Below are 24,547 nucleotides of genomic sequence, written 5' to 3' on the forward strand. Positions count from 1 at the left end.
GTGTGTCGCGACAGCGACAGTGTGCCGCGAACCATCCGCAGGAATGTGTCGCTTCGGCGGGGGGGGTACGGACGCGACCGCCTGGAGGCCCGGTGCCGGTCCGGCGGGCCGGCACCGGGCCTCCCGGCTGGTCGCGACGCACGTTCCTTCCCATCGCACCCGGACTGGGAAGCCGAATCGGGCGTACCTGGTCGAAAGTTCCGACCAGGTACGCCCGTTTCGACCACCTGTGCTCGATCCGACCCGGCACCGCACACACGGGAACGGGGTCCGTGCCGCCCGGCACGGACCCCGCTTCGCGAACGGTGACTAGCGAGCCGTGGCCAACGAGTCGTTCGTCCCCGCTGCGACGCTCACGGGTGCACCCGTGACCGGCGTGGGCCGCCCCAGGGAACGGACGGTCCACCCCGCTTTGACCCAGTCGTGGACCGGGAGGCAGTTGCGCGCGTCGATCACGACGCGGCGACCGACGAGGTCACCGAGGGCGACCGGGTCGGCGGTGATGATCTCGTCCCACTCGGTGAGCACCAGGACGACGTCGGCGCCCTCGATCGCGTCCGCCATCGACGCGGCGTAGCTCAGCGTCGGGAACGAGCGCTTCGCCGGCTCCATCGCCTCGGGGTCCCAGAGGGTGGCCTGGGCGCCGCGCAGGTGGAGCGCAGCGGCCACGTTGAGCGCCGGGGAGTCCCGCACGTCGTCGGTCAGGGGCTTGAACGCAGCGCCGATCACGGCCACGCGACGGTTCAGCACCGATCCCCCGGCCGAGTCGATCGCCATGTCGATGACCCGCTGACGCTGGCCCATGTTGATCTCGTCGACCTGCTGCATGAGGCCGACGACCTGGCCCGCGCCGATCTCGTTCGCGCGGTACATGAGCGCTCGGATGTCCTTCGGCAGGCACCCGCCGCCGAACCCGAGGCCGGCGTTCAGGAACTTCCGGCCGATGCGAGCGTCGTGCCCGAGGGCATCGGCGAGCGTCGACACGTCGGCGCCGGTGATCGCGCACATCTCGGAGATCGCGTTGATGAACGAGATCTTCGTGGCGAGGAACGCGTTGGCGCTCACCTTGACGAGCTCCGCGGTGGCGAGGTCGGTGGTGATGACCGGGGTGCCCTCGCTGATCGGCGCGGCGTAGACCTCGCGGATGACGGCGTCGGCAGCCTCGGACGCGCCGCCCCAGACCAGGCGGTCCGGGTGCAGGGTGTCCTCGACGGCCTTGCCCTCGCGGAGGAACTCCGGGTTCCAGATGAGCTCGGCGTCGATCCCCGAGGGCGTGAACTCGCGGACGATGCCGCGCAGTCGCGCCGCGGTGCCGACCGGGACCGTCGACTTGCCGACGATGAGTCCCGGGTGGGTGAGGTTCTCGGCGACGCCGCGGGTGGCGCTCTCGACGTACGCCAGGTTGGCGGCGTGCGAGCCCGCCTTCTGCGGGGTGCCGACGCAGACGAAGTGGACGTCCGCGGCGGCGACGGCCGAGGCGATGTCGGCGGTGAACCGGAGCTTGCCGCTCGCGACGTGCTTCGTGATGAGCTCGGGCAGGCCGGGTTCGAAGAACGGGACCTCGCCGGCGGACAACGCGGCGAGCTTCGCCGGGTCGACGTCCACGCCGATGGTCTCGAAGCCCATCTCGGCCATGGCGGCCGCGTGGGTGGCACCGAGGTAGCCGGTGCCGATGACGCTGATGACGGGTGCGGGACGGGTGTCGGCCTGGTCGGGCGACTTCTTGGACGCGGTCATGGCGTGACCTCCTGCAGGTCGTAGTCGATGTCGTTGCGCTTGATGCCCTCGGCGAAGGCCGCCAGGGAGTCGGCTCGCGAGTTGAGTCGCCAGTCGTTCGTGGTGCGTGTGCCGTCGACGATCGTGGTCGCGGTCTCGCTGAAGTACGCGAAGCCGATGATGTCCGAGTTGGCGGGGTCGGCCAGGGCGTCGAAGAGCGAGTTGATCCACTGGGTCTTCTGGGGGTTCGAGACGCTGCCCCCGGTCTCGGTGGCCCCGATCTCGTTGAGCACGATGCCCTTGCCCGGCGCGACCTGCCGGATCTGGGCGAGCGTCGCACCGAAGGTGTTCTCGAAGGTCGGCTGCTCGGTGGCGTCACGGTAGTAGCCGCTCATGCCGACCCAGTCGACGTACTCGGCGCCCGGGTAGTAGTTCTGCATGTACTCGAGCGTCTGGTACTTCGCGTTGCCGAGCTTGTCGATGCGCGACGGCGACCAGTCCCAGATGGCGTACTGGTTCGCGCCGTTGGCCTGGAAGACGTTCCAGACGTGCTGCCACATCGCGGTGTACGAACCGGCGGCGTTCTGCTGCTTCGCGGATTCGGACCAGTTGTACCACTGGCCGTTCATCTCGTGGTCGAACCGGATGACGAGCGGCTGGCCGTTCGCCGCCAGGGACTTGGCGTACTGCGTCAGGTAGGCGTCGAACTTGCCGGAGATGACGTCCTCGTTGGTGTAGCCCTCGACGTACGGCTCGTCGTTGCCCGTCTTGGCGGGCACCGACTCCCACGTCATCATCGGCAGACGACCGTTCGCCCACGAGCGCTGGACCGCGTTCTGGTTGAAGTCCTGGTCGAAGCCCTGGAAGAAGCCGACCATGTTCGTCGCCTTCCCCACCTCTTGCGAGACCTGGTCGTACTCGGACCAGTTGAACGGGGACTGCGCCGTGTACAGGCCGTACCAGCGGGACTGCTGCCCGAGGATGTCTGCCTTGGTCGGGACCGCCACGGGCGTGGTGCCCGGGTCGGTCGACGGGCCGGGGTTCGGGTTGGTGACCCCACCGGAGCCACCACCCGCGCCGTCGGAGCCTCCACCCGGACCCGACCCACCGGCCGAGCTACCGCCGGAACCGGAGCCGGAACCCGACCCGGACCCGTTGTCGGAGACGGCGGACCCGCCGGACCCGGAACCCGAGCCGGAGCCCGAGGTGCCGGCCCCGTTCGCACCGGAACCCGACGCGGTGACGGAGGACGAGCCTCCCGAGCCCTTCGCGGAACCGAGCTGGGACTGGAGCGACGCGATCTGCGCCTTGAGCTCCGTGATCTGGTCGCCACGCGACCCGGCCTGGGCGGTGCGGGAGTCGAGCTTGCCCTCGAGCGCCCAGATGCGGTCCTGGGCAGCGTCGAGCTGCGTCTGCAGTTCGGCGGCGGACACCTTCTTGGCCTTGGGGGCGGTGACCCCGAGGGCCTGGTGCACGGCGGTGGAGACGGGGCCGGCCGGGGAGACCCAGACCGACCAGGTGATGAGGGCGAGGGCGAGGACGATGGCGGTCGTGCCGACGGCCGTCCAGCGGGCGTGCTTGCTCGACTGCGCCCACCAGGTACTGGAGGAGCGGATGATGTCAGACAATGAGGAAGGCCTCCAGGACGAAGATCGCGATGCCGATGCAGTACGGGATCGCGGCGTACGGGTTGTACCGGCGGGCCTTCACGGGGGCGGTCCGTGGGGCTGCGGGCTGCACTGCTGCTGCGGCAGCGGCCTCGCGCCGGGTCGCGAGCACGGTCGTGGTGGAGTTGGTGGTGGCGTCGGCCCCGAAGAGCTCGTCGAACGCGCGGTCCACGGCCACCTGGTCGCTCCCGAGCGGCACGCGTCCGTCGACGGCCCGGGCACGGTCCGCGGCGTCGATCGGGCTCACCGGGGTCTCGGTGCCGAAGGACGACGGCTGCGCGGCGTCGGACGGGTCCTCCTGCATCGGACCGCCGGCGTAGGCACCGGCGCGGGTCCCCCAGCCGGACGCGTGCGCCAGGCGGAAGAAGCCGATGAGCCGGATCGGCATGAGGAAGAACGTCGACACGATGATGAACATCGGCAGGCGGAAGAAGTCACTCGGCTTCTCGGCCAGGTGGCGCATCTGCCGGATGGCCATGCTGAGCACCGACGAGACGACCATCAGGGCGGCGACGTAGACGAAGCCCGTCGAGAAGCCGTACTGCGACAGGATGCCCTGGTACAGGTTCTCGCCCTGCCCGGTGAAGGCCCGGTAGATCCAACCGGCGATCACACCGAAGAGCATGAACGGCAGGAGGATGTCGGTGATGAAGAACGCCGCGAGCACCGGGGCGTGACCGAGCATCCACGGCAGCATGCGCAACGTGTTGTACTGCGAGCCACGGGCCCAGCGGAGCTGCTGCTTGAACAGCTTCTTCACCTGCAGCGGAGCGTCCGTGTAGACCAGCGAGGTGTACTGGTAGACGGTCCGGTACCCCTCCTTGAGCGTGAGGTTCGTGAGCGTGCGGTCGTCGGAGACCTCGAGGAACACACCCATGAACTTCTCGTGCATGAACTTGTCCATGACGCGCATCAGGATGCTCCGCCGGAACGCGATCGTGCGCCCGGGCAGGCAGCCGATCTGCCCGAGGACGCTCTGGGCGGGCATCGAGTAGAGCGCTCGCGAGTTCTCGAGCCAGTCGGCCCAGCGGGTGATCCAGCTGCGCTCGGGTTCGAGGATGCGCTGCCGGGTCGTGACACCGCCGACGGACTCGTCGGCGAACGGCTTGAGGAGTTCCTCGAGCGCGCCGGGGGTCCAGACGGTGTCCGAGTCGACGAGCACCGTGATGTCGCCGTTGGACATCTCGGTACCGACCTTGACGGCGTTGCGCTTGCCCGGGATGGGCGTGTGGGTCCAGCGGACGAGCGGGGCGAACTCGTCGCAGACGGCTTCGAGCGCCTCGTTGCGGGCGCCGTTGATGACGACGATGATCTCGCCGGGTCGCTGCTCGACCATGCGACCGATGACGTCGCGGAACAGGTCGAGCGGTTCGTCCACGACGGGGACGACGACGCTGGTGGTACCGACGAAGGTGCCGGTGAACGGGCGGTAGCGGGCGGAGATGACGACCTTGACCAACCAGAGCAACCAGATCACCGCGGAGTACACGGCGAACAGGTAGAACTCGGGGTGGCCTTCGACCATCTGCCTGATCTGCAGAATGAAGGTGAACACTGATCCCTGCTTCAACGTTCGAGGTGGAGATTCCGCGACGTTGGGGAATCAGGGTCGGTTCGGGTGACCCCATTGACGCAGAAAGCTGAACCCCAGCGCAACGCGACCCCCGTCCGGGGGCGTTTCCAACGCGTTACGGGGTACACACTTGTCCCCATCTCCACCGGGACCGGTGGTCCCCCCTCGTGCTGACAGCACTCCTGCGGACCGCGTTCACCCTGCCTCTCACCCTGGAGGGCGGCGATTGCTGCCAGGAGGCGCGGATCACCGCACCGGGAAACCCCTGTTCACGACTGGGTCACCGGGCGAGTCGGCGCGGACCTCTGGCACGTCTGCCGGCGGCCCGGCGCGTGGTGGTCACGGCGCGGTAACGACGGGCCCGTCTGTCCGAATCGGGGTACAGTCCGAAACGAACGGGGGACGGTGCGCGACACGGGGAATTAACCTGCGACGACTCGTCACCTTCGCGTCCGGGGAGCACGCCCGGGCGTGTCGGTACGGCGTCAGGCGCCGTAGAACTCGCGCTCGAAGACCTGCCGTGCACGTCGGGTGACGCCGAGGTAGTCCTCTTCGAGCTCGCTCGCCGAGCCGGGCGGGTACTCCATCAGCCGCGCGACGCCCTCGAGCTGGACTCGGTCGACGGGCAGGACGTCGGTGGTCTTCCCCGACCAGAGCACCAGCGCACTGCGCGTCCGCGAGGCGAAACGCCAGGCCGCACCGAGCCGCTCGCCGTCGTCGGCACTGACGAACCCGGCAGCTACGGCACCGTCGAGTGCCTCGAGCGTCGAGGTCGTGCGGAGCGCGGGGAACTCGAGGGCGTGCTGCAGCTGCAGGAGCTGGACGAACCACTCGACGTCGCTGAGCGATCCGCGCCCGAGCTTCAGGTGGCGAGCCGGATCGGCCCCGCGTGGCAGTCGCTCGGACTCGACACGGGCCTTGATGCGTCGGACCTCGCGCACCTCGTTCTCGTCGATCCGCTCCGGGTAGCGCGTCCGGTCGGCCAGGTGCTCGAAGTCCCGGAGCAGCTGGGCGTCGCCGACTGCCCCGCGGGCACGGAGCAGCGCCTGCGCCTCCCACGTCAGCGACCACCGGGCGTAGTAGGCGCCGTAGGACTCGAGCGTGCGCGCCACCGGGCCGTTCTTCCCCTCGGGGCGCAGGTCGATGTCGAGGTCGAGCGGGTGGACGGTGTCCTCGGTGAGCCGGTTCAGCTCGCGCACGATGGTCTGTGCCGTCCGGGAGGCCACCTCGGTCGCCAAGTCCGGCGCGCGGTACACGTAGAGGACGTCGGCGTCGGAGCCGAAGCCGAGCTCACGCCCGCCGTAGCGGCCCATCGCGATGATCCCGAACTCGAAGTCCGCGGGGGTGTCCCGTCGGGCGAGCGCGAGGGCCCCGGCGAGCGTCGCCTCGGTCACGTCGCTGAGTGCAGCACCCAGGGCGTCCACGTCGAGGTGGCCGAGCACCGCAGCCATGCCGAGGCGGAGGGTCTCGCGGCGGCGCGCCGAGCGCAGCAGGCTGGCCGCACCGTCGACGTCGTTGCCGTGCCGCGCCGTCGTCGCGGTCATCTCGGCGAGCAACGAGTCCATCGGGCGGGCACGCAGGAGCGACTCGGGCTCGTCGAGCCAGGCGACGGCCTCCGGGAACCGCTCGAGCAGACCGGACAGGAACGCCGACTCCGACAGCACGGTGGTCAGCGAGTGCGCAGCCCCGGAGGAGTCGCGGAGCATCCGGAGGAACCAGCTGGACTCCCCCAGGGTGTCGCTGAGCCGTCGGAACGCCAGCAGGGCCCGGTCCGGCGCCGGCCCCTCGGCCATCCACCGCAGGAGCACCGGCAGCAGGTTCCGCTGGATCGCCGCACGTCGGCTCGTGCCCTGTGTGAGCGCCCGGATGTGCCGCAGCGCACCGGGCGGGTCGACGAACCCGACGCCTGCGAGCCGGTCGACGACCTGGTCGTCGGTCAGCACGATCTCGCCCTCGGTCGTGGCGACGGCGGACAGCAGCGGACGGTAGAACAGCCGCTCGTGCAGGCCGCGGACCTCGAGCTTGACCGCCCGCCACCGGGTCTCGAGGGCTGCGGCCGAGGTGGCCAGACCGCTCGACCGGGCGAGGACGCGGAGTTCCTCCTCGTCGGTCGGCATCAGGTGCGTCCGCTGCAGTCGGCGGAGCTGGATACGGTGCTCGAGGACCCGGAGCAGCGCGTAGTCCGGACCGAAGTGGGCGGCCTCGGCGCGTCCGACGTACCCGGCCGCGGTCAGGGCGTCCATCGCCTCGAGGGTGGAACGGACCCGAACGGACTCGTCGTCACGACCGTGCACGAGCTGCAGGAGCTGCACGGTGAACTCGACGTCGCGCAGGCCGCCCGGACCGAGCTTGAGCTGCCGGTCGACCTCGCCGTCGGGGATGTGGTCGGTGACGCGCTCGCGCATCCGCTGCACCGACTCGACGAACCCGGGGCGCGCCGACGAGCTCCAGACGAACGGTGCGACGGCCTCGGCGTAGCGCGCGCCGAGGTCGGCCGAGCCGGCGATCGGCCGGGCCTTGAGGAGCGCCTGGAACTCCCACGACTTCGCCCAGCGCTCGTAGTACGCGACGTGCGAGTCGAGCGTGCGGACGAGGGCGCCGTCCTTGCCCTCCGGTCGCAGGTTCGCGTCGACCTCCCACAGACCGGGTTCGGCGGCCAGGTCGGTGATCGTGTGGGTCGCGGCGATCGCGATCCGCGTCGAGATGCGGACGGCACGGTCGGTGCCGATGTCGTCGGTGGCCTCGGTGACGAAGATGACGTCGACGTCGCTGACGTAGTTGAGCTCGCGAGCGCCGGCCTTGCCCATCGCGATCACCGCGAGCGGGGTCGCAGCGACGTCGGCGGCCGGGAACGGCACCTCGCGCCGGGCGACGTCGACCGCGGCGTCGAGCGCTGCGCCGGCCAGGTCGGCCAGTCCGGCAGCGACGGCCGGGAACGCCTCGGTCGGCGACGAGTGCAGCACGTCGTACAGGGCGATCTGCGCGAGGTGCCGGCGGTACCGCACCCGCAGGCACATCCGTGCGTCCTCGCCGGTGGCGCCGTCGATCGCCTCGAGCAGGGACGCCGTGTACCGCTCCTGCGACCAGGGTGCGACGACGGGCTCGAGCAGCAGTGCGAGTTCGGCAGGACGACGGTGCAGGAACTCGCCGAGACCGACCGAGGCGCCGAGCAGGCGGATCAGCCGCTCCGTCGCGGCCTCGTCCGTCAGGACGGGGCGGAGCTCGTCCGGAGCACGCTCCAGCAGCCGTTCCAGCAGCCGCAGCGCGCCGTCGGGATCCGCGGTGATGCCCCAGAGCGCCGGGGTGCCGCTGACCGGCAGCGGCACGACGGAGCCGAACCGCGCCTCCAGGTCGGCGATCCGCTCAAGGCTCTCCGACAGCTCAGCGAAGCCCAGGCGGGCCAACTCGGAACGCGACGACGTCGTCCGACCGGTCATGTGGTGCGCTCGCTCAGAGGGCGCCGAGGTTGGTGTCGAGCTCGAACGGCGTGACCTGGTCGCGGTAGCGCTTCCACTCCTGGCGCTTGTTGAGGAGCACGAAGTTGAACACGTGCTCGCCGAGGGTCTCGGCGACGAGCTCGGAGTCCTCCATCAGGCTGAGGGCGTGGTCGAGGCTCGACGGCAGCTGGCTGTACCCGAGGGCACGACGCTCGGCGTCGGTCAGGCTCCAGACGTCGTGCTCGGCCTCGGCGGGCAGCTCGTACTCTTCCTCGATGCCCTTGAGCCCCGCAGCGAGCAGCAGCGAGTACGCCAGGTACGGGTTCGCCGCCGAGTCGATGCCGCGGTACTCGATGCGCGAGGACTGCCCCTTGTTGGGCTTGTACAGCGGCACGCGCACGAGCGCCGAACGGTTGTTGTGGCCCCACGTCACGAAGGACGGGGCCTCGTCGCCACCCCAGAGGCGCTTGTACGAGTTCACGAACTGGTTCGTCACCGCGGTGATCTCCGGTGCGTGCTTGAGCACACCGGCGATGAAGTGCTTGGCGGTGCGGGACAGCTGGTACTCGCCGCCGGCCTCGTAGAACGCGTTCTGGTCGCCCTCGAAGAGCGAGACGTGCGTGTGCATGCCCGAACCCGGCTGGCCGGAGATCGGCTTCGGCATGAACGTCGCGTAGACGCCCTGCTCGATCGCGACCTCTTTCACGACCGTGCGGAAGGTCATGATGTTGTCCGCCATCGTCAGTGCGTCGGCGTAGCGGAGGTCGATCTCGTTCTGGCCCGGGCCGGCCTCGTGGTGGCTGAACTCCACCGAGATGCCGAGGTCCTCGAGCATCCGGACGGAACGGCGACGGAAGTCGTGCGCGCTGCCGCCGGGGACGTTGTCGAAGTAGCCGGCCTGGTCGACGGGCTGCGGCCCGCCGTCCTTCCACTCGCGGCTCTTGAGCAGGTAGAACTCGATCTCGGGGTGCGTGTAGAACGTGAAGCCACGCTCGCTCGCCCGGGCCAACGTGCGCTTCAGCACGTTGCGCGGGTCGGCGACGGCGGGCTGGCCGTCCGGCGTCGTGATGTCGCAGAACATCCGCGCGGTCGGGTCGACCTCGCCGCGCCACGGCAGGATCTGGAACGTCGAGGGGTCCGGGTGCGCGAGCACGTCGGCCTCGTAGGACCGCGACAGCCCCTCGATCGCGGAGCCGTCGAACCCGATGCCCTCGGCGAAGGCGCCCTCGACCTCGGCCGGGGCGATCGCCACCGACTTCAGCGTCCCGATGACGTCCGTGAACCAGAGTCGGATGAACTTGATGCCGCGCTCCTCGATGGTGCGGAGCACGAAGTCCGTCTGCTTGTCCATGCACGACCTTTCCGTGTATCGGGTGGCCGCGGGCGGGCCTCGTCCCAGGCTAGTGGTCCCGCGGCGTGCGCGGGGCCGTGCGACGCGTCAGTGGTCCGTCACCGTGCCGTCGCCGGTGCGTCACTGGTCGTCGGCGTCCCACTTCTCGTTGTTCGCCGCGATCCGGTCGAGCGCGTGCTGCGCTTCCTCGCGCGTGTCGAACGGGCCGATGCGGTCACGCTGCGGGGACTGCGGACCCTGCTCGACCTGACCGGTCTTGTCGTTGAACCACCACTGGGACTCGATGCGTTCGTCGCTCATGTCGCCCACCGTACCCAGGTGACGACCTGGAGGCCCGGTGCCGGCCCGGCGGACCGGCAGCGGGCCTCCAGGCAGTCGCGCTCACCCCGTCGGGCCGCACCGGAGGGCGGGCACGCCCACCCCGTCGGGCCGCACCGTAGGGCGGTTGCGCTCGGCGCGTCGCGCCGCGGCTAGAGTGGTCGGCATGCCCCGGGACGAACACGGACACCTGACCGCCGGCCGCGTCTCCCCGCTCCGGACCGTCCCGAAGGACATCGAACGCCCGGAGTACGTCGGCAAGGTCGAACCGCACGAGCACGGCCTCGGTGACACGTACTCCCCCGACGAGGTCGAGCGCATCCGCACCGCCGGCCGCATCGCGTCCCAGGCCATCGACGCCGTCGGCGCGGCGATCCGTCCGGGCGTGACCACCGACGAACTCGACCGCATCGGCCACGACTTCGTCGTCGCACACGGCGCCTACCCGTCGACGCTCGGGTACCGCGGCTACCCGAAGTCACTGTGCTCGAGCCTCAACGAGGTCATCTGCCACGGCATCCCCGACGACACCGTCCTGCAGGAGGGCGACCTCGTCAACATCGACATCACCGCCTACAAGGACGGGATGCACGGCGACACGAACCGCACGTTCATCGTCGGGCAGGCGTCGCAGGAGGTGTCGGACCTGGTGACGCGGACCGAAGAAGCGCTCCGACGCGGCATCAAGGCCGTCGCCCCCGGCCGGCAGGTGAACGTCATCGGCCGCGCCATCGAGGCGTACGCGAAGCGGTTCGGCTACGGCGTCGTCCGCGACTACACCGGCCACGGTGTCGGTCGTGCCTTCCACTCCGGCCTGATCATCCCGCACTACGACGCGCCGCAGTACGACGACGTCATCGAGCAGGGCATGGTGTTCACCATCGAGCCCATGTTGACCCTCGGCGGGATCGAGGCCGACATCTGGTCCGACGACTGGACGGTCTCGACGCGCGACAAGTCGTGGACCGCGCAGTTCGAGCACACCCTCGTCGTCACCGAACGCGGCGCGGAGCTCCTCACCGTCTCCTGACCGGATCCGTCTCCCTGACGGGACCCTCTTCCTGACCGGGCACTCCGGCAGGCAACCGAAAGGCACGACAACCTCATGACCTCCCTCGCAGTCGGCGTCGACATCGGTGGTACGGGCATCAAGGGCGCGATCGTCGACGTCGCGTCCGGTGAACTGACCACGGACCGCATCAAGAAGGCCACCCCGGAGGGCGGGAAGCCCCACGACATCACCGCCGTCGTCGCCTCGATCCTCGACGAGCTCGCCCCCGCGGCCGACGTCCCCGTCGGCGTGTGCTTCCCCGCGATCGTGCGGGACGGCAAGACCATGTCTGCTGCGAACGTCTCGAAGAAGTGGATCGGCTTCGAGGCCGAAGCGCTGTTCGAGAAGGAGCTCGGCCGCGCGATCCACTTCGTCAACGACGCCGACGCCGCCGGGTTCGCCGAGCAGCAGTTCGGCGCGGCGAAGGGCAAGGACGGCCTGGTGATCGTCACGACGCTCGGCACCGGGATCGGCAGCGCACTCATCAACGACGGTGTGCTCATCGTGAACTCGGAGCTCGGACACCTGGAGATCGACGGGCACGACGCCGAGTCGCGCGCGTCCTTCGCTGCCAAGGAGCGCGACGACCTGTCGTGGAAGCACTGGGCGAAGCGCCTGCAGACCTACTACTCGACGCTCGAGGCCCTGCTCTCCCCCGAGCTCTTCGTCGTCGGCGGCGGTGTGTCGAAGCAGTACGAGGAGTTCCTGCCGCTGCTCGACCTGCAGGCGGAGATCATCCCCGCGACGCTGCGCAACAACGCCGGCATCATCGGCGCCGCGACCCTGGCTGCCCGGAGCGCCTGACCCGGCGGTCGGTCGGACCGTCGGACGGTCGAGCCTGCACTGGCCTGCACCGTGCGGCGTGGGAGGCGTTCGGTGCGGTTCGACGCGCCCGGCCGCTGGCGCCGAGGTTCCACGACTCCCCGCCTGCGGTGCGCCGAGGTTCCACGGAGCCCCCTCGTGCGCGCCGACATGCCGAGATCTCGGAACCTCGGGGCACGGGCGGGGGCGCGGGCCGGCACGGGCACGGGCACGGGCACGGGGCCGGTACACTCGGACCTGCGAATGGGTCGGTGAGACGGTCGCGTCACTCCCCCGGGAGTGCCGAGGAACGTCCGGGCTCCACAGAGCAGGGCGGTGGGTAACACCCACCCGGAGCAATCCGCGAGACAGTGCCACAGAAAGCAGACCGCCGGCGGCAACGTCGGTAAGGGTGAAACGGTGGTGTAAGAGACCACCAGGGGTCCGGGTGACCGGATCCGCTCGGTAAACCTCGCCCGGAGCAAGGTCAGACAGAGGACGCTGAGGCTGCTCGCCGAGTCCTCGGGTAGACCGCTGGAGGCCGACGGCAACGTCGGTCCGAGAGAGATGGCCGTCACCGCCGTGCAAGCGGCGGGACAGAACCCGGCGTACGGCCGGCCCATTCGCCCGACTTCCACGAGACCCGTGCTCGACGCACGGTGCGGCGCTCGCGATCCCGTGCGAGGTTGCACGCTCGGTGCAGCGCCACAAGGCCGCACCGAGCGTGCAACCTCGCACCAGGTGACGGACCCCGCACCGTGCGCCCCCGCGCCGCCACACCCCGCACCGTGCGCCCCCGCGCCGCCACACCCCGCACCGTGCACCGCAGACGGGAGGCGCGGTGCCAGCTGGCACCGCGCCTGCCGTCGACAGCGTGCGAGCGCCTACAGCCCGGACTCGGCCGTCCGCACCAGGATCGCGTCGCTGTCCGGGCACAGCACCACGTCGTCCGGGGCGGCCCGGCGGATGTCCTGCAGGTCCGAGTTGTTCAGCGCCACGCCCGACGCCGTCGACACTCCACCCTGCAGCAGCGACGCACCGAAGCCGTAGCGGGCACGCTGCCGGTCGTAGAGCGCGAGCAGCTCGGCCGGCACCTTCGCGGCGACGTCGGCCCGGGCCTGCTCGGCAGAGGCGCGGTCGGACGACAACCGCGCGATCTCGGCGTCACGCTCGGCGACCAGGCCGGAGCGGGCGGCTTCGACGTCGGCGAGCTGCGCCTCGATGTCGCCGACCCGGGCGCGGAGGCCGTCGAGGTTCTCCATGACCTCGAGTTCGGCGGTCTCGAGGCCGCCGATGCGGCGCTGCAGCGACTCGAGCTCGTTCTGCAGCCCGGCCGCGTCCTTCGAGTTCGACACGTTCTGCAGCATCGTGGTGTCGCGTTCGACGCGGGCCTGCGCAGTTGCGGTGTCGGACTCGAGACGGGCGAGTTCGCGTTCGGCGTCCTCGACGAGGCCGGTCGCGGCGACGAGTTCGCTGCGCAGCCCGGCCGCCTTGGTGCCGAGTTCGGTGAGCTGGTCGCCCTTCTGCAGCGACGTGATGCGGTGCGCGATGCGGGTGACGTCGTTGTCGAGTCGTTGGACGTCGAGGAGGATGACCTGGTCCTCGGGTGCTGCCTTCATGGTCAGACTCCTTCAGTGGGGGTGGTGGGTTCGGCCGCCGGCAGGACCGCGAAGTCCCACGGGTCGGTGCGGAGGTCGCTCACGGTGACCCGGACGCCGGCAGCCTGGCGCAGTTGCGCGGCCGCGACGTCGAGCCAGAGCCACTCGGTGGCCCAGTGCGAGGTGTCGATGAGGGCGGGACCGCCGCCGAGCAGTGCCTGCTCGCGGAACTCGGACGCCGGGTGGTGGCGGAGGTCGCTCGTGATGTACACGTCGGCATCGAGGACGGCGGGGTGGCCGAGCAACGAGTCCCCCGCTCCGGCGCACAGCGCCACGGTGCGGACGGGCTGGTCGAAGTCGCCGGACACCCGGACACCGGTCGCGGTGGGCGGCAGCAGGTCGACGAGCTTCCGTGCCAGGGCGCCGAGGGTCGTGCCCTCGGCGAGGACCCCGACGCGGCCGATGCCCGTCGCGGGGTCGGTGCCGGCGTCGAGCGGTCGCTGGTCGGTCAGGCCGATCCGGTCGGCGAGCACGGCCGAGGTCCCCGTGGTGACGACGTCGGCGTTGGTGTGGGCCGCGATCAGGGCGCTGCCACCGCGCACGAGGGTCGCGAGGACGCTGCCCTTGTACGTCGACTCGGCGATCGTCGTCACGCCGCGCAGGAGCAGCGGGTGGTGCGTGAGCAGGAGCCCGGCACCGAGCTCGACCGCTTCACGTGCGGTCGCGGGGACGGCGTCGACGGCCAGGTGGACGTGCTCGACGGTGGCGTCCGGGTCCCCGGCGACCAGTCCTACGGCGTCCCACGACTCAGCTCCTGCGGCGGGCCACAGGTCTTCGATCACGGCCTGGAGTTCGCGGAGCGTCGGCATCCGGTCAGTCTACCGAGCCGACCGCGTCGGCACCGGCAGCCGGTCCGCGCGGGGTGATCCGGGCCTCCCGGTCAGCGGCGACCGAGCGCACGGAGGAGGCCGGCGACGAGTCGCGACCACCAGCCGGGCCGGGCCGGCTCGTCGGTGCCGGTTTCGGTGCCGGTTTCGGTGTCGACGCTCGCCGGGGCGGCCGTCGCGACGACGGGTACGGCGATCACGTCCGGCAGCACGACGGGCGTGCTCGCGGTCGTGCCCTGGTGGGCGGTGAGGGCGGCCGCGAACGCGGCACGGTCGATGACCGTCGGCCCGGTGGCGGGCTGGACGAGCGGCGTGGGTCGCGTGTTCGCGGACACCGGCGACACGGCCGGGAGGCCCAGCACCGGTCGCACGGGCTCGTCGCGTTCCGGGGCGACCAGCGCCACGGCCGGGGTCGCCGTGACGACGTCGGCTGCCGGTGCGGCTGCTGCCGCCGGTGCGGGGCGGACCACGGCCACCGCGGGAGCGGGGGCAACGCCGGTCACGACGGCGACCGGAGCGGTCGCGGCACGGCGGGCGGCTGCACGGTCGCGACGGTCCGACTCGGCGGCGGCGTCCTCGAGCAGGTCCGCGAAGACGGTCTGGGCGAAGGCGCGGGCTGCGGTGACCTCCGGGTCGTCCGCGCCGTCGACGGTGGCCTCCCAGGCGGCGAGGCGGGCGAGGTCCTCGTCGCGGCGACGGACCTCGTCCTCGAGCAGGACGATCCGCTCGATGGTGCTGCGACCGGTGGACGACGAGACCTGGATCGCGAGGTCCTCGATGCGCAGGGCGAGGCGCTCCGGCGGTTCGGGGAACGACGGTGCGCAGACGGCGGCGTGCCGGGCGCGGTCGCGGCGGAACGCGGGAGCTGCGGGCGCGGTGCTGGCTTCAGGCGCGGTGCTGGCTTCGGGCGCGGCGACTGCTGCAGCCGCGGTGCTGGCGTCCGGCGTCTGGACAGCGGTGGCGTCCGGCGTCTGGACAGCGGTGGCGTCGGCCACGGCGCCGGGGCGCTGCACCGGGCCGGTGACGGGCGGGACCACGAGGTCCGCCACGTACGGCGTGCGCGTCGCCGGGGCGTCGCGGAGCCACTCCTCGACCTCGCGACCGAACGGGTCGACGAGGGGGGTGCGTGCACCGGACTGGGTCTCCATGTCCGAAGGATAAATATCGCGCGCGCCGAAACTCGGGACATCCGCGGTGTGTCGCAGCAATCCCTGCCATATCGCCCCGAACGTGAACGGCGTGTCGCCCGTCGCCCCGGGGGTCGGGTCAGAGCGTCCGCTCGAACGCGCCGAGGAGCTCCCGACCGGCGGGCCAGGCGCCGACACCGCTGGCGACGTTGACGTGGCCGAGCGGGCCGACCCGGAGTACCGCGGCCCCCATCGTCTCCGCGAACGCCAGAGCACGGTCGGCGGTGCAGTACGGGTCGTCGTCGCTCACCACCAGGCGGGTCGGAACGCGGGCCGCTGCGGTGCCGGCCGGGATCGGGCGGGGCGCGGCGAACCCGGAGGCGGCCGCGGGGAAGCCCGGTGCCGCGGGGTCCGGCGGCGCGACGAGGAAGGCGCCGGCGACGGTGGGACCGGCGGCGCCCGCGACGGCTGCGGCGTCTGCGGTGCCTGCGGCGGCGGCGACGAGCCAGTCGGCGACGGCGAGCACGCCCAGGCTGTGCGCGACGAGCACCGGCGGTTCGGCGCACGACGCGACCGCGCGGGAGATGGCGTCTCGCCAGTCCCCCGGGTCCGGCTCACCCCAGGACGCCGGTGCGATGCGGACGGCGTCGTCGCCACGCTCCCGCTGCCAGACGGACTGCCAGTGCTCCGCGTCGGAGTTCCAGATCCCGGGCACGATCACCCACGGTCGAGGTCTGCTCACCCGGGCAGCGTAGCGAACCCCGGACGGACCTAGCGCTGCAGTGTGTCGCGCGGGTACTCGGAGAAGCGCGCTGCGTACGCCGCCGAGAACCGACCGAGGTGCGCGAAGCCCCACCGCATCGCCACGCTCGCCACGGTCAGGTCGCCCGTCGACGCACGGCGGAGCTCCTCGCGCACCCGGTCGAGACGGATCCCGCGGAGCATCGCGTTCGGGGCCGTGCCGACCTGCCGCTGGAACGCCTGCTGCAGGCCGCGGACGCTCAGCCCGACGTGCTCGGCGACGTCGGTGGTCGAGATCGGCGTGTGCGCGAAGGCGTGCATGTACTCGACGGCCTCGCGGACACGGCCCGTGGCGCCCTGCGGCAGGGGGACGTCCGGGGCCAGCAGCTTGTGCGGGAAGGTCCGGAGCAGGGACCGGGCGGTGTCCCGTGCGACCTCGGCCAGGGCGAGCGAACTGACCGACGCCCGACCGAGCACGACCGCCGCGGCACGCTGGACCTGCACGTTCCAGCCCCGCAGGTCGGCCGTGCGCGGCGTCGCCGTGTGGTCGAAGACGAGTGGGCCCGGCTGCGCACCGTGGACCTCGGCCGCGACGCGCTCCAGGGCGGTGCGGTCGAACTGCACCAGGCTCTGCCGGACGTCCTGCAGGTCGAAGGCGAAGGGACGGCCGGTCGGGAACATCATCGGGGTGGCGGGCGTGAACGCGACCTCTTGCCGGCCGATGTCGACGCGCCCGCCGCCGTCCGTGATCCACATGACGACGTACTCGTCGCGGACGTCCAGCTCACCCTGCATCCGCGCGTCGAACCGGGTCGACCGGAACGACATCACGTCGTCGCCGACGACGCGGAAACGGTACGCGAACGGACGCTCCGTGCGGGTCGCGGTGAAGCCCACACTGGCGTAGGCGTCCTCGTACATGTGCACGGCAGCGTCGAGATCGGCCCCCGACGTCTCGAAGCTGATCCTGGGATCCGGTTCGGCTGTCATCGCGCGAATCGTGACACGGCGGCCAGGAACCCCGGGAATCCCCCGCGGCACCTTGCGGATTGTGGCCCACGGAGTGCGCGAGACGGACGAAGCGACGGGTCGCGTGGTGGCGGTCAGTGACGGGCGCGCAGGACCGTCCACCGGTTCTCGTCGGCGACCCGCTCGTACCGCAGGTCGTCCACGACCATCCGGACCAGGGCGAGTCCGCGACCGCTCTCGGCGAGTCCGTCGGGCAACTCGGCCGACTCGGTGTCCACGGTGGCGGCAACGCCGTCATCGGAGAGCAGTGCGGCGAACCGGTCCGCTCCGATCTCGAGGCGCAGACGGCAGGAGACGCCCTCCGGGCGTGTCCCGTGCTCGATCACGTTCGAGGTGAGTTCGACGATCGCGAGCTCGAGGGCCATCCGGTCCTCGACGGAGACCGAGGGTTCGTGCTGCCACACGCCCGCCAGGAACTCGTGCACGGCGGACACGTCGTCCGGCGGGCACGACAACGCGAGCGTGTGCTCGGCGGCCGAGGCGGTCATCACCAGTCGGTGACCGCAGCGTCCCCGTCGGGGTACGTGCGGAGGATCTTGTCGATGTTGGAGAGCTGCAGGACCATCTGCACCTGCTCGGACGGCGCTGCGATGCGGAGGTCGCCGCCCGCCTGCCGCGCGGTCTTCAGGCTGCCGACCAGCGCGCCGAGCCCGGACGAGTCCATGAACTCGACACCGGAGAGCTCGACCACGACGCGGGCACGTCCGTCGTCGACGACCTTCGCGACCGCCTCGCGGAACTCGGGGGCGGACACCATGTTGAGGCGCCCGCTGCACTCGAGTACCGCGGTGTCGGGCTGCGCTTCGTGTACGACGATGTCCATGCCGGGTGGTCTCCTCTGATCGGTGCGCCTTGCAACCAGCAACCTACCGGCTCCGCCGCGTCAGGTCCCGCTGCGGTCCCGACGCGTCGCGGTGACCTGCACCACGACGGCTGCGGCCATGAGTGCCGCCATGACCCCGCCCATCGCCAGCGCGGTCCCGCCGAGCGCGCCGGCGAGCGGTGTCCCGAGGCCGCCGATCCCGAACGTCAGGCCGCCCTGCAGGGCCGCGGCCGTCCCCGGGTGCGCCGCCCCGACGTGCTGCGTCCGGGTCATCGCCGCGGGCAGCACGAAGCCCCACGCACCCGTGACGACCGCGAGGGCGCACCAGACCGGCACCGGACCGAGGTCGAGCAGCGCCGAGACGAGGACCGCCGCCGCGCCCGCGGTGCCGACGAGCAGTCCGACGGTGAGCAGGGAGTCCTCGGAGAACCGTCCGACGACCCGGCCGAACACCAACGTGGTGACGATCATCATCGAGGCGTTCGTGGCGAAGACCAGCGTGTACATGCCCTCGGAGAAGCCGAACTGGGTCTGGAACACGAACGAGCTGGTCGCGATGTACGCGAAGAACCCCACGGTGGAGAGCACCCCGCTCAGCACGTAGGCACGGAACCGCGGGATCGCCAGCAGTTCGCGGATGCGTCGACCGTTCGCGGCGAAGCCCACGCCCCCGCGTCGCTCCGGCGGCAGGGTCTCGCGGAACCGCAGCACCACCATCGCGAAGAACAGCGCGCCGAGCACCGCGAGCACGACGAACATGATCCGCCACGTGCCGAACGTCAGCACGGCGCCTCCGGCCAGCGGTGCCACGACGGGGCCGATGGCGTTGATCGCGGCGAGCGTGCCGAAGACCTTCGCCATCCGCGTCCCGCTCGCCACGTCCGACACCATCGCCCGACCGGCGACCGCTCCGGCCGCTCCGCCGAGCCCCTGGGCGATGCGGGCGAGGACGAGCGTGACGACGTCCGGCGCGAGCGCGCACCCGACCGAGGCGAGCGCGAACACCGCGGTGCCGACGACGAGCATCGGCCGCCGACCGACCCCGTCGCTGACGGGTCCGACGAGCAACTGCCCGACCGCGAAGGCGACGAGGAACGCCGTGAGCGACAGCTGCACGGCACCGGGGGTCGTGCCGAGGTCGTGGGCGATCTGCGGCAGCGCCGGGATGTACATGTCGGTGGCGAACGGCGACACCCCGACGATCAGGGCCAGCGGCACGATCGGCGGCAGGGTGGTCGTGGTCGGTTCCCGGGTGCGCTCCGTCGTCACGACCGACACGCTACGCGCACCCGAATCGATTCGACGGGCCCTGCGCGCCGCTCACGTCCGCCGACTGGTCGCGAACCGTCGCGCGGCGACCGGGCAGCCGACGTCGCGTGACCGCTCGACGGTGCAGCCCTGGACGTGCGCGGTGGCGGACGGGAGGCCCGGGACAGCGCCGCCACGGGCCTCCCGTCCGCCACCGCGAGCGGTCACGGCGCGCCGCTCACGTCCGCCGAGTGGTCGCGAACCGTCGCGCGGCGACGACGGAGCCGACGGTTGGTGACCACTCGGCGGTGCGGGGCTGCCGGCGTCAGCCGGTGTTCTGCAGGCCGGCGGCGATCCCGTTCACGGTGAGCAGGAGCAGACGGTGGTCGGCGTCCGTCGGGTCGGTGCTGCCCGTCGTCCGGATCGACCGGAGCGCGCGGAGCTGCAGGTGCGACAGGGCGTCGACGTAGGGGCTGCGCAGGCGCACGGCCCGGGCCAGGACCGGACGGTCCTCGAGCACGTCGCTGCCACCCGAGATCCGGAGCACCCAGTCACGGGTCCGCGTCATCTCGTCGAGCACCTTGGCGGCGAGGTCGTCGCGGTCGGCGAGCTCGAGGTACCGGCGGGCGATGTGCTCGTCGGTCTTCGCGAGCGACATCTCGACGTTCTTGATCATCGCGCCGAACAGCGGCCACTCGGCGTACGCGGCCCGCAGGACGTCGACGTCGCCGACCGCCTCGAGCGCGGAGCCGAGCCCGTACCAACCGGCCAGGTTGATCCGCGCCTGGGTCCACGAGAACACCCACGGGATCGCCCGGAGGTCCTCGAGCGACTCGACCGACAGGCCGCGGCGGGCCGGGCGGGAGCCGAGCGGGAGCAGCCCGATCTCCTCCATCGGGGTGACCCGTGCGAACCACGGAGCGAACCCGTCCGCCTTGACCAGCTCGTAGAACGCGACACGCGAGACGTCGTCCAGCTGCTGCGCGAGGTCGGCGAACCGGGTGGCCGCAGCGGCCGTGCGCGCCTCGTTGGACGGCGACGACGCGAACAGGGTGGCCGAGGCCATCTGCTCGAGGTGGCGGGCCGCGATGTCCTGGTCGCCGTACTGCGCGAAGATGACCTCGCCCTGTTCGGTGAGCTTCAGGCGACCGTCGATCGATCCCGGCGGCTGCGCGAGGACGGCCTCGTTGGCCGGCCCGCCGCCGCGGCCGAGCGAACCGCCTCGGCCGTGGAACAGGGTGAGCTCGACCTCGTTGTCCCGCGCCCAGTCGGCGATGCGGGCCTGGGCGTCGTAGAGCGCCAGGTTCGCGGAGACCGGACCGACGTCCTTCGACGAGTCCGAGTAGCCGAGCATGACCTCGAGCCGACGGCCGGTCGCGGCCAGACGACGCTGGAACGTCTCGGTGCGGACGGCCTCGTCGAGGATGTCGACGCTGGCGTGCAGGTCGGCGAAGGTCTCGAAGAGCGGGATGACGTCGAGCACCGGCGCGGCCTCGGGCGAGCCGAGTGCGGCGACGGCGAGCTCGTGCACGTTCGCCAGGTCCGCCGCCGACTGCGTGAAGGACACGATGTACCGGCTGGCGGCACGGACCCCGTAGCGGTCCTGCAGGTCGGCGATGGTCCGGAAGACCGCGAGGACCTCTTCGGTGGTCTCGCTCAGCGCGCCGCCGGCCCGGATCTCCGCCAGGGCCGTGCGGTGCACCTGCGAGTGCTGCCGGACCTCGAGCTCGGCCAGGTGGAACCCGAAGGTCTCGACCTGCCAGATGAGGTTCTGCAGCTCACCGTTCGCCGGCCGGATCGCGCCGGCGGCGACGAGCGACGCCTGGATCGTCCGGAGGTCGGCGAGCAGGGCGTCCGGGCCGTCGTAGGCGAGCGGCGTCGTGCCCTGACGGGTGGCGTCGATGCGCGCGGCCGTGAACAGGAGCGCGCGGCGGTGCGTCTCGTTCGGGGCGCGGACGCCGATGCGCTCGGCGATGCCCGGGTCGAGCGACTCCTGCGCCGCCACGAGCGCGGTGAGCCCGGCGTCGGCCGGGGTGTCGCTCGCGTCGAGGGTCAGGGCGCTGCCGATGCGGGTGGTGGCACGGGTGAGCCCGATCAGGATGTGCTCGGCCGCGATCTCCGCAGCCTGGCGCGTGATGTCGGCGGTCACGTGCGGGTTGCCGTCGCGGTCGCCACCGATCCAGGTGCCGAACCGCACGAACGCGGGCGCCGTCACCGGTGCGCGCCCGGCGTCGTCGCCCTGCAGCCGGTCGTCGAGCAGGCGGTACACCTGCGGGACGATCTCGAACAGCGTCTGGTCGAAGACGCTCATGGCGGTGCGGACCTCGTCGAGCGGGGTCGGGCGGGTCGTGCGGAGCGGCGAGGTGCGCAGGAGCGTCGTGATCTCCTCGAGCAGCCGTCGCTCGTTCTCGGCACGTGCCGTGGCGTTCTTCGAGCGGTCGCGCTCGTCGATGAGGTCCGTGATGCGACGCACGCCCGTGGTGACCGCACGACGGCGGGCCTCGGTCGGGTGTGCGGTCAGCACCGGGTGGAACCGCAGCGTCCGGAGTCGCTCGGCCGCCTCGGCCTCGCCGACCTCGGCCACGAGTTCCGCGTAGGTCGCGGGGAACGAGTCACCGGCCAGGCCGCCGTCGTCGCCGCGCTGCCGGAGCACCCGCACGCGGTGGTGCTCCTCGGCCAGGTTCGTGAGGTGGAAGTACGTCGTGAAGGCCTGCGCCACCGCTTCGGCACGCTCGGCCGACATCGCGGACACGAGGGTCTGCGCGCGGGCAGCACCCTCCGCGTGGTCGCCCTCGTAGGCGTCGATCACGGCCGCACGCAGCGACTCCACGTCACGCAGCAGCTCGTCGCCACCGTTCTCGCGCAGCACCCGGCCGAGCAGGTTGCCGAGGTAGCGCACGTCGGCGCGCAGGTCACTGTCGACCGCGCCGCTGACGTCGTCCCGAGCGCGCTCATGGCGCGCCGATCCGTCGATCGCCGTCATGGGGTCCTTTCGGGGTCGTCCGGGAACACCGTCCCGGCTCCGAGCAGCGTATCGGCCCGCGGCCACCCGTGACGTCGACCGTCCGGACGGACCAGCGGGCAGGGCACCCGGAACGCGCACGCGCGCGCAGCGCGGGCCTGCAGGAGGGACGCCGGGATCGCGACGCGTGGCGGGAGCACCCCTGCAGTTGCGACGCGGTCCGCGATCCCGGCGGGTCTGTGGTCGGCGCGGATCGGCTCGGTTCAGCTCGGATCAGCGCGGATCGGCTCGGTTCAGCTCGGTTCGGCTCGGTTCAGCTCGGTTCGGCGAGCTGGGCCTGCGCGGCGGAGTGGACCTCGACGATCTGCACCCGCGCCGAGCGGCGGTCGGTCAGCGGCGACGTCCAGGGCACGATGACCTGTTCCTCGTCGCCGTCGTCGAGCCGGGCGAGCCAGACACCGGCGATCGCGTCGATCTCGGTCATCGTCGCGGCCACCGCGGTCGCGGCCCCGTTCGCGCGGACGATCGCCAGGTTGTCGACTGCGTGGTCGGCGTTCATGTGCCGGAGGATCGCTCGGCGCGCCTCGTCGTCGAAGGGCTCGGTCACGCGGTCACCGCCACGTCGCCGGCGCCGTCGGTCACCGGGCGACGCTGGGCGTCGAGCCCCTCGAGCAGGCCGTTGTTGAGCGAGTACGCCAGTTCGACCTCGGCGATGACCCGCTCCTGCTCCTCGGCCGTCCACGGTGCCGCGTCGAGCTGCGCACGGTAGGTGTCCTTGAAGGCACTCGGGTCCGCGACCTGGTCGAAGATGTAGAACAGGACGCCGTTCGTGTCGAAGCCGAACTGGTCGGAGAGCATCCGACCGATCATCTGCCCGCCGGACAGGTCGCCGAGGTACCGCGTGTAGTGGTGCGCGACGAAGCCGCCCGGCCACTCGGCCGCGACCTCGTTGAGCCGCCGCACGTACGCCGTCGTGGCGGGGAGCGGGCAGACCAGCTCGGACCAGTCCGGGCCGATCAGGTACTCGAGGTCGGCGCGGATCGCCGGCATCCGGGTCAGCTGCGAGGTGACGAACGGCGCCGCCACCGGGTGGTCCGCCATCCGTTCGGCCGCACGTTCGAGGGCGTCGTACACGAACGAGTACTGTCCGAGCAACGCCGCGTAGTCGGCGACGTCGCACTTCCCGCCGAGCAGGTCGTGCATGAAGCCGTTCCCGGCCGAGGAACCGTGCGAGCGACGCGTGCGCTTGCGCAGCAGCTCGGAGAACGGGATGACGGTCGTGTCCATGAGGTAAGGCTAACCTTAGTTCGACAAACGTCAAGCAGGAGAGAGGACGCTCGTACCGATGAGCTCCAAGCCCAAACGCCCCCAGCACGTCTTCGTCGTCGACCGCACCGAGCGACTGTCGCCCCACATGGTGCGCGTCCACCTCGGTGGCCCGGCCTTCGACGACTTCGTGGGCACAGCCGACCCGGACAAGCTGGCCGCCACCGACAAGTACGTCAAGCTCCTGCTCGCCAAGCCGTCGCTCGGCCTCGAGCCCCCGTACGACCTCGAGGAACTGCGCGAGACGCTGCCGAAGCAGGACCGACCGGCCCGCCGGACGTACACGGTGCGGGCCGTCGACCACACCGCGAAGACGATCGCCGTCGACTTCGTCGTGCACGGCGACGACGGGCTCGCCGGGCCCTGGGCCGCAGCGGCGCATCCCGGCGACAAGCTCGCGCTGTCCGGTCCCGGCGGTGGCTACGCGCCCGCCGACGACCCGGACGTCACCCACGTCCTGCTCGGCGACGACAGTGCCCTGCCGGCCATCGGCGCCGCGCTGGAGTCGATGTCCGACACGGCCACGGGCGTCGCCCTGGTCGAGGTCGCCGGCCCTGCCGACGAGCAGGAGATCGCGCACCCGGCCGGGGTCGACCTGCGGTGGCTGCACCGCGACGCCACCGGCGCCCAGCCGGGCACGCTCCTGCTGGACGCGGCCCGGGCGCTGCCCCGTGCCTCCCGGCCGGTCCAGGTGTTCGCACACGGCGAGCGGACCGCGATGAAGGCGATCCGTCGGCTGCTGCAGGACGACTGGGGGCTGGAGAAGCGCGAGATGTCGCTGTCGGCCTACTGGGCGCTCGGCCGCGGTGAGGACCAGTTCCAAGAGGAGAAGCGCGAGCCGGTCGGCGTGATCTTCACCGACTGACGGGTCTCGGCCTGCCCGGTTCTTCCC

The 24,547-nt window shown here is 71.5% G+C and carries 20 protein-coding genes and 1 other RNA gene; 4 read left to right on the forward strand and 17 right to left on the reverse strand.

Annotated features, from left to right (window positions below; all coding sequences use genetic code 11):
• Nucleotides 1–309 precede the first annotated feature (309 nt).
• From EDF31_RS10910 to EDF31_RS10935, 6 genes are all read right to left on the reverse strand, one after another.
• Nucleotides 310–1,737, reverse strand: coding sequence for a UDP-glucose/GDP-mannose dehydrogenase family protein (locus tag EDF31_RS10910; protein ID WP_131846142.1), 1,428 nt, complete (start codon nucleotides 1,735–1,737; stop codon nucleotides 310–312).
• Entirely contained in the window at nucleotides 1,734–3,344 is a 1,611-nt protein-coding gene (locus EDF31_RS10915) for a glycosyl hydrolase (RefSeq protein ID WP_131846143.1), read from the reverse strand. The genes EDF31_RS10910 and EDF31_RS10915 overlap by 4 nt, the downstream gene beginning before the upstream one ends.
• Nucleotides 3,337–4,938 (reverse strand): glycosyltransferase family 2 protein, encoded by a 1,602-nt coding sequence (locus EDF31_RS10920; RefSeq protein ID WP_131846144.1) that lies wholly within the window; start codon nucleotides 4,936–4,938, stop codon nucleotides 3,337–3,339. The genes EDF31_RS10915 and EDF31_RS10920 overlap by 8 nt, the downstream gene beginning before the upstream one ends.
• A gap of 503 nt (nucleotides 4,939–5,441) precedes the next feature.
• Nucleotides 5,442–8,393: a bifunctional [glutamine synthetase] adenylyltransferase/[glutamine synthetase]-adenylyl-L-tyrosine phosphorylase gene (locus tag EDF31_RS10925; protein ID WP_131846145.1), complete on the reverse strand. Its 2,952-nt coding sequence runs from the start codon at nucleotides 8,391–8,393 to the stop codon at nucleotides 5,442–5,444.
• A 13-nt stretch (nucleotides 8,394–8,406) separates the two neighbouring features.
• Nucleotides 8,407–9,744: a type I glutamate--ammonia ligase gene (gene glnA, locus EDF31_RS10930; protein ID WP_111087010.1), complete on the reverse strand. Its 1,338-nt coding sequence runs from the start codon at nucleotides 9,742–9,744 to the stop codon at nucleotides 8,407–8,409.
• 120 nt (nucleotides 9,745–9,864) lie between these two features.
• Nucleotides 9,865–10,044 carry an SPOR domain-containing protein gene (locus EDF31_RS10935; protein WP_111087009.1) on the reverse strand — a complete coding sequence of 60 codons (180 nt, stop codon included), beginning with the start codon at nucleotides 10,042–10,044 and terminating at the stop codon, nucleotides 9,865–9,867.
• Nucleotides 10,045–10,228: 184 nt separating this feature from the next.
• Here EDF31_RS10935 and map point away from each other — a divergent pair, with 184 nt between their 5' ends.
• The 3 genes from map to rnpB all read left to right on the forward strand — a co-directional run bounded on the left by map (nucleotide 10,229) and on the right by rnpB (nucleotide 12,540).
• A complete protein-coding gene (gene map / locus EDF31_RS10940) occupies nucleotides 10,229–11,092 on the forward strand; it encodes a type I methionyl aminopeptidase (protein ID WP_123292854.1) in 864 nt (287 codons plus the stop codon).
• Nucleotides 11,093–11,167: 75 nt separating this feature from the next.
• Nucleotides 11,168–11,917 (forward strand): polyphosphate--glucose phosphotransferase, encoded by a 750-nt coding sequence (ppgK, locus tag EDF31_RS10945; protein ID WP_111087008.1) that lies wholly within the window; start codon nucleotides 11,168–11,170, stop codon nucleotides 11,915–11,917.
• 262 nt (nucleotides 11,918–12,179) lie between these two features.
• Nucleotides 12,180–12,540, forward strand: an RNA gene (rnpB, locus tag EDF31_RS10950) — RNase P RNA component class A.
• A 258-nt stretch (nucleotides 12,541–12,798) separates the two neighbouring features.
• On the opposite strand, the gene EDF31_RS10955 is transcribed toward rnpB, so the two are convergent.
• The 11 genes from EDF31_RS10955 to EDF31_RS11005 form a co-directional block, all read right to left on the reverse strand.
• A complete protein-coding gene (locus EDF31_RS10955; RefSeq protein ID WP_131846146.1) occupies nucleotides 12,799–13,533 on the reverse strand; it encodes a hypothetical protein in 735 nt (244 codons plus the stop codon).
• A gap of 2 nt (nucleotides 13,534–13,535) precedes the next feature.
• Nucleotides 13,536–14,381: a Nif3-like dinuclear metal center hexameric protein gene (locus EDF31_RS10960; RefSeq protein ID WP_131846147.1), complete on the reverse strand. Its 846-nt coding sequence runs from the start codon at nucleotides 14,379–14,381 to the stop codon at nucleotides 13,536–13,538.
• A gap of 71 nt (nucleotides 14,382–14,452) precedes the next feature.
• The gene (locus tag EDF31_RS10965; RefSeq protein WP_131846148.1) at nucleotides 14,453–15,547 is read right to left on the reverse strand and encodes a hypothetical protein; all 1,095 of its coding nucleotides are present in this window, start codon (nucleotides 15,545–15,547) and stop codon (nucleotides 14,453–14,455) included.
• A 118-nt stretch (nucleotides 15,548–15,665) separates the two neighbouring features.
• Nucleotides 15,666–16,268 (reverse strand): alpha/beta hydrolase, encoded by a 603-nt coding sequence (locus tag EDF31_RS10970; protein ID WP_131846149.1) that lies wholly within the window; start codon nucleotides 16,266–16,268, stop codon nucleotides 15,666–15,668.
• A gap of 29 nt (nucleotides 16,269–16,297) precedes the next feature.
• Nucleotides 16,298–17,257, reverse strand: coding sequence for an AraC family transcriptional regulator (locus EDF31_RS10975; protein ID WP_131846150.1), 960 nt, complete (start codon nucleotides 17,255–17,257; stop codon nucleotides 16,298–16,300).
• Nucleotides 17,258–17,370: 113 nt separating this feature from the next.
• On the reverse strand, nucleotides 17,371–17,784 hold the full coding sequence (locus EDF31_RS10980) for an ATP-binding protein (protein ID WP_131846151.1): 414 nt from the start codon (nucleotides 17,782–17,784) through the stop codon (nucleotides 17,371–17,373).
• A complete protein-coding gene (locus EDF31_RS10985; RefSeq protein ID WP_131846152.1) occupies nucleotides 17,784–18,119 on the reverse strand; it encodes an STAS domain-containing protein in 336 nt (111 codons plus the stop codon). The genes EDF31_RS10980 and EDF31_RS10985 overlap by 1 nt, the downstream gene beginning before the upstream one ends.
• Before the next feature lie 60 nt (nucleotides 18,120–18,179).
• Nucleotides 18,180–19,388 (reverse strand): multidrug effflux MFS transporter, encoded by a 1,209-nt coding sequence (locus EDF31_RS10990; RefSeq protein ID WP_243649982.1) that lies wholly within the window; start codon nucleotides 19,386–19,388, stop codon nucleotides 18,180–18,182.
• Nucleotides 19,389–19,692: 304 nt separating this feature from the next.
• Nucleotides 19,693–22,350 carry a phosphoenolpyruvate carboxylase gene (locus EDF31_RS10995; RefSeq protein ID WP_123340498.1) on the reverse strand — a complete coding sequence of 886 codons (2,658 nt, stop codon included), beginning with the start codon at nucleotides 22,348–22,350 and terminating at the stop codon, nucleotides 19,693–19,695.
• Between the two features lie 292 nt (nucleotides 22,351–22,642).
• Nucleotides 22,643–22,936: a DUF2470 domain-containing protein gene (locus EDF31_RS11000; protein ID WP_200849248.1), complete on the reverse strand. Its 294-nt coding sequence runs from the start codon at nucleotides 22,934–22,936 to the stop codon at nucleotides 22,643–22,645.
• Nucleotides 22,933–23,616: a biliverdin-producing heme oxygenase gene (locus EDF31_RS11005; protein ID WP_131846154.1), complete on the reverse strand. Its 684-nt coding sequence runs from the start codon at nucleotides 23,614–23,616 to the stop codon at nucleotides 22,933–22,935. Before EDF31_RS11005 ends, EDF31_RS11000 begins: the two co-directional genes overlap by 4 nt.
• Nucleotides 23,617–23,674: 58 nt before the next feature.
• On the opposite strand from EDF31_RS11005, the gene EDF31_RS11010 reads away from it, so the two are divergent.
• On the forward strand, nucleotides 23,675–24,520 hold the full coding sequence (locus EDF31_RS11010) for a siderophore-interacting protein (protein WP_131846155.1): 846 nt from the start codon (nucleotides 23,675–23,677) through the stop codon (nucleotides 24,518–24,520).
• The last annotated feature ends 27 nt before the right edge of the window (nucleotides 24,521–24,547 follow it).

It is taken from the genome of Curtobacterium sp. PhB142 (assembly GCF_004341255.1).
In the GTDB taxonomy this organism is placed as follows: domain Bacteria; phylum Actinomycetota; class Actinomycetes; order Actinomycetales; family Microbacteriaceae; genus Curtobacterium.

Bases quoted from the DNA above. Each gene is read 5' to 3' on its own strand.
- EDF31_RS11005 (WP_131846154.1), bottom strand. From the start codon at position 23,616: ATGGACACGACCGTCATCCCGTTCTCCGAGCTGCTGCGCAAGCGCACG.
- map (WP_123292854.1), top strand. From the start codon at position 10,229: ATGCCCCGGGACGAACACGGACACCTGACCGCCGGCCGCGTCTCCCCG.
- EDF31_RS10935 (WP_111087009.1), bottom strand. From the start codon at position 10,044: ATGAGCGACGAACGCATCGAGTCCCAGTGGTGGTTCAACGACAAGACC.
- EDF31_RS10985 (WP_131846152.1), bottom strand. From the start codon at position 18,119: ATGGACATCGTCGTACACGAAGCGCAGCCCGACACCGCGGTACTCGAG.
- EDF31_RS10965 (WP_131846148.1), bottom strand. From the start codon at position 15,547: ATGGAGACCCAGTCCGGTGCACGCACCCCCCTCGTCGACCCGTTCGGT.
- ppgK (WP_111087008.1), top strand. From the start codon at position 11,168: ATGACCTCCCTCGCAGTCGGCGTCGACATCGGTGGTACGGGCATCAAG.
- glnA (WP_111087010.1), bottom strand. From the start codon at position 9,744: ATGGACAAGCAGACGGACTTCGTGCTCCGCACCATCGAGGAGCGCGGC.
- EDF31_RS10960 (WP_131846147.1), bottom strand. From the start codon at position 14,381: ATGCCGACGCTCCGCGAACTCCAGGCCGTGATCGAAGACCTGTGGCCC.
- EDF31_RS10910 (WP_131846142.1), bottom strand. From the start codon at position 1,737: ATGACCGCGTCCAAGAAGTCGCCCGACCAGGCCGACACCCGTCCCGCA.
- EDF31_RS11010 (WP_131846155.1), top strand. From the start codon at position 23,675: ATGAGCTCCAAGCCCAAACGCCCCCAGCACGTCTTCGTCGTCGACCGC.
- EDF31_RS10925 (WP_131846145.1), bottom strand. From the start codon at position 8,393: ATGACCGGTCGGACGACGTCGTCGCGTTCCGAGTTGGCCCGCCTGGGC.
- EDF31_RS10980 (WP_131846151.1), bottom strand. From the start codon at position 17,784: ATGACCGCCTCGGCCGCCGAGCACACGCTCGCGTTGTCGTGCCCGCCG.
- EDF31_RS10975 (WP_131846150.1), bottom strand. From the start codon at position 17,257: ATGACAGCCGAACCGGATCCCAGGATCAGCTTCGAGACGTCGGGGGCC.
- EDF31_RS10995 (WP_123340498.1), bottom strand. From the start codon at position 22,350: ATGACGGCGATCGACGGATCGGCGCGCCATGAGCGCGCTCGGGACGAC.
- EDF31_RS10955 (WP_131846146.1), bottom strand. From the start codon at position 13,533: ATGAAGGCAGCACCCGAGGACCAGGTCATCCTCCTCGACGTCCAACGA.